Genomic DNA, 9,235 nt, shown 5'->3' on the forward strand with positions numbered 1-9,235 from the left:
CTCGCCGCGCCAGCCATAGCGTACGGCATTGCGGCTGGAAACCGGCTTGCCGTCCACCAGAATCAGCGTATTTTCCGGTCCCATGCCGCGCAGATCGATCTGGCGGTTATTCCCTCGAGAACCGCTATTCGAGTTGCCGGAAAGGTTAACCCCCGGCATGGTGCGGATAAGCTCGGACAGGTCACTGGCGGGAGGCCGTTTTTTGATATCTTCCGACGTAATCACCGATACGCCGGGCGCTTGCCGGGTTTGCTCGGAGGCGGAAATAATCATGGTGTCGGATGAGCCGGACGCCGCGTCCGACGCAGTCTGCTGAGTCGTGGCCGTTTCTGCCGCGGTCGTTTCGGCCCATGTCAGGAAAGGCGTTGTCGAACAACTAATCCCGATCAGCGTTGCCAGATAGTGTCGTGGTGGTAATTTCATCATTAAAATCGCCCTGTATAATTCAATCTGAAAGACGGCTGGTGCTGACTGGCTCGGACGCCGGCAGGCTTATTTATTACCGTAAGCGGTCTCCATACTTTGTGGAGGGGCGCCTGCCGAATGACTTCAGCGCGCGGTTCCTTCGCCGCGATGCTTCGGCCGTCAACGAAAAATGCTACTGAGAAGTATTTGTATTACTATTTTTCCCAGCCATTGTTACATTTGTTTTCTGGCGCGAGGTTTGCGTAAGCAGCAAATTGCTTTGCGAAAGCGGCAAAAAGCTGAGTGATAACCAGATAAAAAACAGGGGAAATCATGCTAAGCCATGTTTTATCGCCGAAATCCATCTATAAAAATCACATCGTCCAGCAATCGAGTCTGATCACCAATGACTACCGTTTGTTTGGGCCGAGGCTGATTGATAATACCCCTGTATTGTTTGGCAGTTTCAATGTCATACAGCTGAATCGCGATCTGATTTTGCATACGGCGGATGTGATCAACCTGCACAATATGAAAACGCAGGGCGTGCTGGACGGCGCGATAAAGCTGGCCATTGTGGTAAACGGCATCGCGCATATTACCTATGATGAAAAGTTGTTGCATCTGGGGAACCACCAGCCGGCTTCGCTCATTTCGCTGACCAGGCCCACGCAGTTCAGCCGCAACGGCAAACGCGATGAGTACGAGCGCACCATCACCCTGACCTTCAGCCGCGAGTGGCTATACGGCAACATGCTGGATACCCTCGGGGAGTGGCGCTCTGTGTATGATTTTACCCAAACGCATCTGGCGACCCACTTATGGATGCCTTCACGTCAGGCGATGGCGATTGCGATGCAGATACTCAACGCCGAACCCTGCAACACGCCGCTGCAGCGTCTGTATCTCGAAACCCAGTGTATGAATCTGATTATCGAAGCCTTCACCTCGCTGACGGCCAGCCTGATGCAGGAAAAAAACAGCGGCGTGCCCCTGCGCGGCTATCATCGCATTCAGCAGGTCAGGGATATGCTGGAAAGCGGCGCGGCCGACCGGCTATCCATCGGGGAAATAGCCAAAAGCGTCAATATGAGCGAAAGTACGCTACAGCGCCATTTTCGTCAGACATTCGATATGACCGTATTCGAATATCTGCGCAATTGCCGTTTGCAACGCGCGATGCTGGCGTTGCAGAAAGACGGCATCGGCATTCCCCAGGCGGCCACCATCGCCGGCTACAACAGTCCGGCCAACTTCGCCACCGCGCTGCGCCGCGCATTCGGCATTACGCCGGGACAGATAAAGGGGCGCATCTAACCGCGGATCATCGCCTCGGAATCAAGAGCCGGTGAGCGGTGTTAAACGCCGCCGGCGGATATCTCGCGGCGCACGACAAAATCTGATAAGCAGGGTTAACCCAACGCTTTTCATTCAAATACGGCGGGAAAACCACGCCGCTTGGCGCCCCATACCACGGCCAGCGTCGCCGCCAGCAGAACCAGCAGCGCCGGAGAAAACGCGGCGACGCCAAAGCGTTCCAGCAACACGCCGCCGATGATGCCGCCGCCGGCAATGGCGATGTTCCAGGCGGTGACCAGCATCGACTGCGCGACATCGGCTGCGTCTCCGGCGGTTTTGGCGAGGGCGGTCTGGAACAGCGTCGCCGCGCCGCCGAAGGCCAGGCCCCAGGCGGCCACCGCCGCGTACACCACGGCGGGCGTATCGCCCGCCACGCCCAGCGCCAGAGCGGATAGGCCGAACAAAATCGTCCCGGCTAGCGTTAGCAGGCGCAGATAGCGGTCGATCAGCATGCCGATGATCCAGATGCCCAACAGCGACGTAACGCCGAACGCCAGCAGCACCAAGTCCGTCCGTTCGGCCATGCCTGCCGCCGCCAGGAACGGTGCGATGTAGGTATAGAGGATGTTGTGCGCCAGCACGAAGGCCAATACCACGAACAGCACCGGGCGCACACCGGCCGCAGTGAACACATGCCCCAGCGACAGCCGTTTGCCCGCCGGCTGCCCGGCGAAGTCTGGCATTTTTACACGCGCCCAGACCATAAGCAGCAGCGCCAGCCCGCTCATGATGCCGAAACACACTCGCCAGCCCACCAGATTGCCGAGGAAAGCACCAGCCGGCACGCCCAGCGACAGCGCCAGTGGCGTGCCCGCCATCGCGATGGCGATGGCTCTGCCCTTTTGGCGCTCGGGCACCATGCGCGCGGCGTAGCCAGCCATCAGCGCCCACAGCAGCCCGGCCGACACCCCCGCCAGAAAGCGCGCCGCCATCGTCAGGGCATAGCTGCCGGAAAACATCGTAACGGTATTGGCGACAACAAAGCCTAAGATGGCCGCCAGCAGCAGCGGGCGCCGCCGCACGCCCTGCGTGACGGCGGTCAGCGGAATCGCGGCGACCAGCGAGCCGATAGCGTAGATCGTGACGGTCTGGCCCACCCAGGCCTCAGACACCGCCAGGCCCTGCGCCATCTGCGGCAGCAGTCCGGCCGGCAGTGCTTCGGTTAAGATCGTGATGAAAGCCGCCATCGCCAGCGCCAGTAGCGAGGCCCACGGCAGGCGATCTTGAGCGCCGGCGTTCATGGCCGCGCCTCCTTTACGTCTTGCCGATAGATATCCTGCGCGGAACGGGCCACCACCACCTTCCCGGTTACGCCGCCGTTTTCCACCAGACGATGCGCCTCACGCAGCCGGGCGGCGTCAAGTGGATGCAGCGCGCGGGTGACGGTCGAGCGCAGTACGCCAGCCTCTACCAGCGCGGCCACTTCGTCGAGGATGCGGTGCTGCGCGATCATATCCGGCGTGCCGAACAGCGGGCGCGTGAACACCATCTCCCAATGCAGCGACACGCTCTTACTCTTGAACGGCACCGCGTCCAGCGTGTCGTGATCGGTAATGACGGCCAGCCGTCCTTGCGGCGCGATCAGTTCCGCCAATTCGGCCCAGTGCTCGGCCGTATTCGATAGCGCCGCAATGTGCGTGACCGGCGGCAGAGACAGCGCGTCGATCTGCGCCGGCAGCGGCTGCCGGTGATCGATTACGTGGTGGGCGCCCAGCGCCAGACACCAGTCGCGGCTTTGCGCACGCGAGGCCGTGGCAATCACGGTCTGTCCAGTCAGGCGCCGTGCGAGCTGGGTCAGCATCGAGCCGACGCCTCCCGCGCCGCCTAGCACCAGCAGGCTACCGGCATCGGCCGTCTTGCCGGGAAGTACGCCAAGACGATCGAACAGCAGCTGCCAGGCCGTCAGCGAGGTCAGCGGCAGCGCCGCCGCCTCGGCGAAGCTCAAGGTTCTGGGCATGCGGCCGACGATGCGTTCATCCACCAAGTGGAACTGTGCATTGCTGCCACTGCGATCGAAGGAGCCGGCGTAGTAGACCGCCTCCCCCGGCCGGAACAGCGTGACCGCTTCACCGACGGCCTCGACGATCCCGGCGGCATCCCAGCCCAGCGAACGCACGCCGTCAGGCGCCGCGACCAAACCGGCCCGTATCTTGGTGTCCACAGGGTTGACCGAAACGGCACGGACCGCCACGCGCAGGTCGTACGGCCCTGGCTCTGGACGCTCGACATTGATGTCGATCAGGCAGTCCGGATCGGCTAGCGGAGAAGCCCGGCGAAATGAGACAGCGGTCATCGTTGTAGCGGTTGTCGTCATCGCCGCACCGCCAACGCGCCATAGACCGCATCGCGCAGGTCGGTGACGAAGCGCCCCGACATGCCTTCGTACAGCGTGTTGGTGAAGGCGACGACGCTCAGGCCCTGCGCCCGATCCACAAACCAGGAATGGCCGTACGCCCCGCCCCAGCGCCAGGTACCTTCCGATTCGGGCGAATCGGCCAAAGTCTGGTCGCGCAAGACCGAGAAACCCAAGCCGAAGCCAAAGCCTGGCGCATCAGGCAGTTCCCGTCCGCCCGTCTGATCCCGCGCCATCTCCACGATGAGTTCATCGGGCAGCAACGCGCCGCAACCTTGGCGCAAGGCTTCCAGCAACCGCAGAAAATCTTCGGCCGTTCCCGCCATGCCCGCGCCCCCCGAAGGAAACGCCTGCGGATCGAAGATGCGCGCAGGGCTATAGGCAATACCTAGCGAGCCCTCGAAGGACGAAACGGTTTCCCCCTCCGCCAGTCGATGCGGCTGAGGCGCGTCATTCACGTAGGCGGTCGCCACGCGCTGCGCATCAAGCGCGACAAACCCCGTGTCCGTCATCCCCAGCGGGCCGGTCACCAGTTGGCGGACCGCTGCATCCAGGGATGCGCCATACGCCCGCTCGATCAAGGCGCCCAGCACGTCGGTCGCCAGCGAATAACCCCAGGCCGTACCCGGCTCGTACAGCAGCGGGACGCTGGCAATACGACGCAGATTCTCCTCTAGGCCGATGCAGGACGCATCCATGCCGTCCGATACGCCGACCCGCGCATAAGGGCCGCGCGCATCGGCCTCAAAGAAGCGGTAGCCCAGCCCGGCGGTATGACTGAGTAGCTGCCGCGCCGTGATGCGCGCGGATCGGCCGTCGGCCAACCGCGGCCGGAACTCGGGCAGCCAGCGGTCGATGCTATCGTCTAGGCCAAGCCGGCCTTGCGCCACAAGAACCAGCGCCGCCGTTGAAACGATTGGCTTGCTCGCCGACGCCAGGCGGAAGATCGCATCCATGGGCATCACCCAAGCGTTCTCGCGGTCCGCCCAACCGGCGGCCCGGCGATGGATCGTTTCGCCGTCGCGGGCTACCAGCACCACGGCGCCGACCAGACGTCGGTCGTCCAGCGCTTGCTGGACGACGGCCTGAATACTGGAGTACAGATGCGCCGGCGAGATGCCAGTGCGCGGCGGAAAGGTGGAAATCGCCACGGAAAATTCCTTTAGTCGATGAACATTCCCGTCACGATATGAAATCTGCGATTAAAGAAAAAGTGGGGTATAGTTCCAGTTTAAGCGGAATTTTATGTCCGCAATCGAGGTGCCCGATGGAAAGTCTCAATGGCTTCGTGGTATTCGTACAGGTGGCTGAGACACGTAGTTTCGTCGCAGCCGGTCGGCAGCTCGGGGTGTCGGCCTCAGCCATAGGCAAGAGCGTCGCGCGGCTGGAAGAAAAGCTGGGCGCGCGTCTGTTTCACCGCAGTACGCGCAGCGTCACGCTGACCGCCGAAGGCACGCTGTTTCTGGAGCGTAGCCGGCGCATCCTCGCCGAAATCGAGGCGGCGGAACTGGAGCTGTCGCAGGCGACGGCCGCGCCGCGCGGCCGCCTGCGGGTCAGCCTGCCGTTGGTCAGTTCGCTCGTACTGCCCGTGCTCGGCGAGTTCATGCGCGAGTACCCTGAGATCGAGCTGGATCTGGACTTCACCGACCGGCTGGTCGATGTGATCGAGGAAGGCTTCGATGCCGTGGTCAGAACCGGCGATCCAAGCGACTCACGCCTGTCCGCCCGCAGGCTCGGCACCTTCCGTTCAATGCTGGTGGCGTCGTCCGACTATCTCGTCCGGCGAGGCACGCCCAAGGCGCCGGCCGATCTGCTGGAACACACCTGCCTGCACTATCGCTTCCCCAACAGCGGCAAGCTAGAAACATGGGCGCTGCGCCGCGCTGCTAATGAGCCTGAACTCGCGCTGCCGACGTCGATGATCTGCAACAACATCGAGACGCGCGTGTGCTTTGCGCTGCAGGGTCTGGGAATCGCCTATCTGCCGGAGTTCTCGATCGGGGAATTTCTCGCGGATGGGCGGCTGCGTGAGGTTCTGGCCGACTACGCGGAACGCGCAGGCGTTTTCCACGTGCTCTGGCCCGCCAGCAAGCATCCTTCGCCGAAGATTCGGGCCTTTGTCGATTTCCTGTGCGCTCGGGTATTTCCGGCCGATCCGGGCAAAGCGAGAACAAAACCTCGGCGCGCGGCCATCCAATAGTTCATCGGGGAAGATGGAGGCGAACCGCAGGAGGACGGGCGGGACGCCCGCCATAAAAAAATCCGGCGGGGACGCCGGATTTTTTACTGTGCGATAGACGCGATTACTTTTTCTTGGCCTTCGGGTTCGGCAGGTCGGTGATGCTGCCTTCATAAATCTCGGCCGCCAGGCCGACAGACTCGTGCAGCGTCGGGTGAGCATGGATAGTCAGCGCGATATCTTCCGCATCGCAACCCATCTCGATAGCCAGACCGATTTCGCCCAACAGTTCGCCGCCGTTAGTGCCGACGATCGCCCCGCCGATAACGCGGTGCGTCTCTTTGTCGAAAATCAGTTTGGTCATACCGTCTGAACAGTCGGAAGCGATGGCACGGCCCGAGGCGGCCCACGGGAAGGTCGCCGTTTCATAGCTGATGCCCTTCTCTTTCGCTTCTTTCTCGGTCAGCCCGACCCAGGCGACCTCCGGTTCGGTATAGGCGATGGACGGGATCACCTTCGGATCGAAGTAGTGTTTCTTACCGGAAATCACTTCGGCGGCGACATGCCCCTCATGCACCCCTTTATGCGCCAGCATCGGCTGGCCGACGATGTCGCCGATGGCATAAATGTGCGGCACGTTGGTGCGCATCTGCTTATCAACGTGGATGAAGCCGCGCTCGTCGACCTCTACGCCCGCCTGACCGGCATCCAGCAGCTTACCGTTCGGCACGCGGCCGATAGCGACCAGCACCGCGTCATAGCGCTGCGGCTCGGCCGGCGCGTTTTTACCTTCCATCGTGACGTAGATGCCGTCTTCTTTGGCGTCGACAGCGGTCACTTTGGTTTCCAGCATCAGGGTGAACTGTTTGCTGATACGTTTGGTGAAGACCTTGACGATATCTTTATCGGCCGCCGGGATCACCTGGTCGAACATTTCAACCACTTCGATCTGCGAGCCCAGCGCATGATATACGGTACCCATTTCCAGACCGATGATGCCGCCGCCCATAATCAGTAGGCGCTCCGGCACATTTTTCAGATCCAGCGCATCGGTGGAATCCCACACGCGCGGATCGTCATGCGGAATAAACGGCAGTTGGATCGGACGGGAGCCCGCGGCGATGATCGCGTTTTCAAAGTTGATCGTCGTTTTGCCGTTTTCGCCGTCCACCACCAGCGTATTGGCGCCGGTGAATTTGCCCAGGCCGTTGACCACGTTGACTTTACGGGCCTTCGCCATACCGGACAGGCCGCCGGTCAATTGCTTGATAACTTTCTCTTTCCACAGGCGGATTTTATCAATGTCGGTTTTAGGCTCGCCGAATACGATACCGTGCTCCGCCAGCGCTTTCGCTTCTTCAATAACTTTGGCTACGTGCAATAAGGCTTTGGAAGGAATACAGCCCACGTTCAGACACACGCCGCCCAGCGTGGAGTAGCGCTCCACCAGTACGGTTTCCAGCCCTAAGTCCGCGCAGCGGAACGCCGCGGAATAGCCTGCGGGACCGGCGCCAAGCACCACCACCTGAGCTTTAATTTCAGTACTCATCATGACCTCATGTTTTGTTTGTCCGGCGGTCAGACGACATTCTTATGGCGAGTTAATTCAAGTACGCCCTTTATCCACCGGGACGCTTGCACCGTCAGCAGTTTACATAATTGTTAACAATCTGCAAATTGCCTGTGAGCGAATGCTGTCTCAACAGCGTCGTCTGCTAAGGTTCCGGCGCCGATCCCCCACATGCGGGATATATTGGCGACGGAACATGATTAGCAACTCCGACGTTAACAAAAAGGCCGGCCGCAAGGCCAGCCTTTACGGTTACATCACCAGACGACGAATATCGGACAGCGTGTTGTTGATGATGGTAATAAAGCGCGCGCCGTCGGCGCCGTCAATGACGCGATGGTCGAAGGACAGCGATATCGGCAGCATCAGACGCGGCGTAAACTCTTTACCATTCCACACCGGCTCTATCGCCGACTTGGACACCCCGAGGATAGCCACTTCCGGCGCGTTGACGATCGGCGCGAAATGCGTCGTGCCGAGGCCGCCGATGCTGGAGATGGTGAAGCATCCGCCCTGCATTTCGCCGGCGGTCAGCTTACCGTCACGGGCTTTCTTAGAGATGGTCATCAGTTCACGCGACAGCTCGATGATGCCTTTCTTGTTCACGTCCTTGAACACCGGAACCACCAGGCCGTTAGGCGTATCGACCGCCACGCCGATGTTGATGTATTTTTTCAGCGTCAGACGCTGGGCGTCTTCGGACAGCGAACTGTTGAAACGCGGCATCTGCTCAAGAGCGGCGGCGACGGCCTTCATGATAAAGACCACCGGCGTGATCTTCACGTCCAGCTTACGCTTCTCAGCTTCGGCGTTCTGCTGTTTACGGAACGCTTCCAGATCGGTGATATCCGTTTTATCGAAGTGCGTAACGTGCGGGATGACCACCCAGTTACGGCTCAGATTGGCGCCGGAGATTTTCTGAATACGGCCCAGCTCCACTTCTTCAACTTCGCCGAACTTGCTGAAGTCCACTTTCGGCCATGGCAACAGACCCGGCAAACTACCGCCGGACGCCGCCGCCGGCGCGGATTCGGCACGCTTAACGGCGTCTTTGACGTAAGCCTGAACGTCTTCGCGCAGGATGCGGCCTTTACGCCCGGTGCCCTTCACTTTGGCCAGATTGACGCCGAATTCACGCGCCAGACGGCGGATAACCGGGGTCGCATGAACGTAAGCGTCGTTTTCGGCGAATTCGCCTTTACCTTCCGCTTTCGCGGCGGCCGGGGCCGGAGCCGCCGTTTTCGCCTCTTGCTTGGCCGGAGCGGCTTCCGCTTTCGCGGCCGGCGCGGCGGCCGGGGCGGCGCCTTCGACTTCGAACACCATAATCGGTGAACCGGTTTTTACTTTGTCGCCGGTGCTGATTTTGATC

The 9,235-nt window shown here is 60.9% G+C and carries 8 protein-coding genes; 2 read left to right on the forward strand and 6 right to left on the reverse strand.

Annotation, left to right across the window (positions count from 1 at the left end; genetic code table 11):
* Positions 1-423, reverse strand: a 423-nt coding sequence (locus VSX58_RS20535; protein ID WP_327619737.1) for a TonB-dependent receptor plug domain-containing protein, incomplete at its 3' end; no start/stop codon positions are given.
* 315 nt (positions 424-738) lie between these two features.
* Here VSX58_RS20535 and VSX58_RS20540 point away from each other — a divergent pair.
* Positions 739-1,722 (forward strand): helix-turn-helix transcriptional regulator, encoded by a 984-nt coding sequence (locus VSX58_RS20540; protein WP_327619732.1) that lies wholly within the window; start codon positions 739-741, stop codon positions 1,720-1,722.
* Positions 1,723-1,832: 110 nt separating this feature from the next.
* On the opposite strand, the gene VSX58_RS20545 is transcribed toward VSX58_RS20540, so the two are convergent.
* From VSX58_RS20545 to VSX58_RS20555, 3 genes are read right to left on the reverse strand one after another with little or no spacing between them, the layout of a single operon-like run.
* Complete coding sequence (locus VSX58_RS20545) at positions 1,833-3,005, reverse strand: MFS transporter (protein ID WP_327619733.1); 1,173 nt, start codon at positions 3,003-3,005, stop codon at positions 1,833-1,835.
* Positions 3,002-4,057 carry a zinc-binding alcohol dehydrogenase family protein gene (locus tag VSX58_RS20550; protein WP_327619738.1) on the reverse strand — a complete coding sequence of 352 codons (1,056 nt, stop codon included), beginning with the start codon at positions 4,055-4,057 and terminating at the stop codon, positions 3,002-3,004. The genes VSX58_RS20545 and VSX58_RS20550 overlap by 4 nt, the downstream gene beginning before the upstream one ends.
* Before the next feature lie 17 nt (positions 4,058-4,074).
* On the reverse strand, positions 4,075-5,268 hold the full coding sequence (locus VSX58_RS20555; protein ID WP_327619734.1) for a serine hydrolase domain-containing protein: 1,194 nt from the start codon (positions 5,266-5,268) through the stop codon (positions 4,075-4,077).
* 116 nt (positions 5,269-5,384) lie between these two features.
* Between VSX58_RS20555 and VSX58_RS20560 the strand changes: the two genes are divergently transcribed.
* A complete protein-coding gene (locus tag VSX58_RS20560; protein ID WP_327619735.1) occupies positions 5,385-6,317 on the forward strand; it encodes a LysR family transcriptional regulator in 933 nt (310 codons plus the stop codon).
* A 103-nt stretch (positions 6,318-6,420) separates the two neighbouring features.
* Here VSX58_RS20560 and lpdA read toward each other — a convergent pair whose 3' ends face one another.
* Both lpdA and aceF read right to left on the reverse strand, forming a co-directional pair.
* Positions 6,421-7,845 (reverse strand): dihydrolipoyl dehydrogenase, encoded by a 1,425-nt coding sequence (gene lpdA / locus VSX58_RS20565; RefSeq protein WP_327619739.1) that lies wholly within the window; start codon positions 7,843-7,845, stop codon positions 6,421-6,423.
* A gap of 273 nt (positions 7,846-8,118) precedes the next feature.
* Positions 8,119-9,235: dihydrolipoyllysine-residue acetyltransferase (aceF, locus tag VSX58_RS20570; RefSeq protein WP_327619736.1), on the reverse strand; the 1,117-nt coding region annotated here is incomplete at its 5' end.

This window comes from Brenneria populi (genome assembly GCF_036016195.1).
Lineage (GTDB): Bacteria > Pseudomonadota > Gammaproteobacteria > Enterobacterales > Enterobacteriaceae > Brenneria > Brenneria populi.

What these genes read in the sequence shown, in the direction of transcription:
- VSX58_RS20540 (WP_327619732.1), top strand. Translation starts at nt 739, where the DNA reads ATGCTAAGCCATGTTTTATCGCCGAAATCCATCTATAAAAATCACATC.
- VSX58_RS20545 (WP_327619733.1), bottom strand. Translation starts at nt 3,005, where the DNA reads ATGAACGCCGGCGCTCAAGATCGCCTGCCGTGGGCCTCGCTACTGGCG.
- VSX58_RS20550 (WP_327619738.1), bottom strand. Translation starts at nt 4,057, where the DNA reads ATGACCGCTGTCTCATTTCGCCGGGCTTCTCCGCTAGCCGATCCGGAC.
- VSX58_RS20560 (WP_327619735.1), top strand. Translation starts at nt 5,385, where the DNA reads ATGGAAAGTCTCAATGGCTTCGTGGTATTCGTACAGGTGGCTGAGACA.
- lpdA (WP_327619739.1), bottom strand. Translation starts at nt 7,845, where the DNA reads ATGAGTACTGAAATTAAAGCTCAGGTGGTGGTGCTTGGCGCCGGTCCC.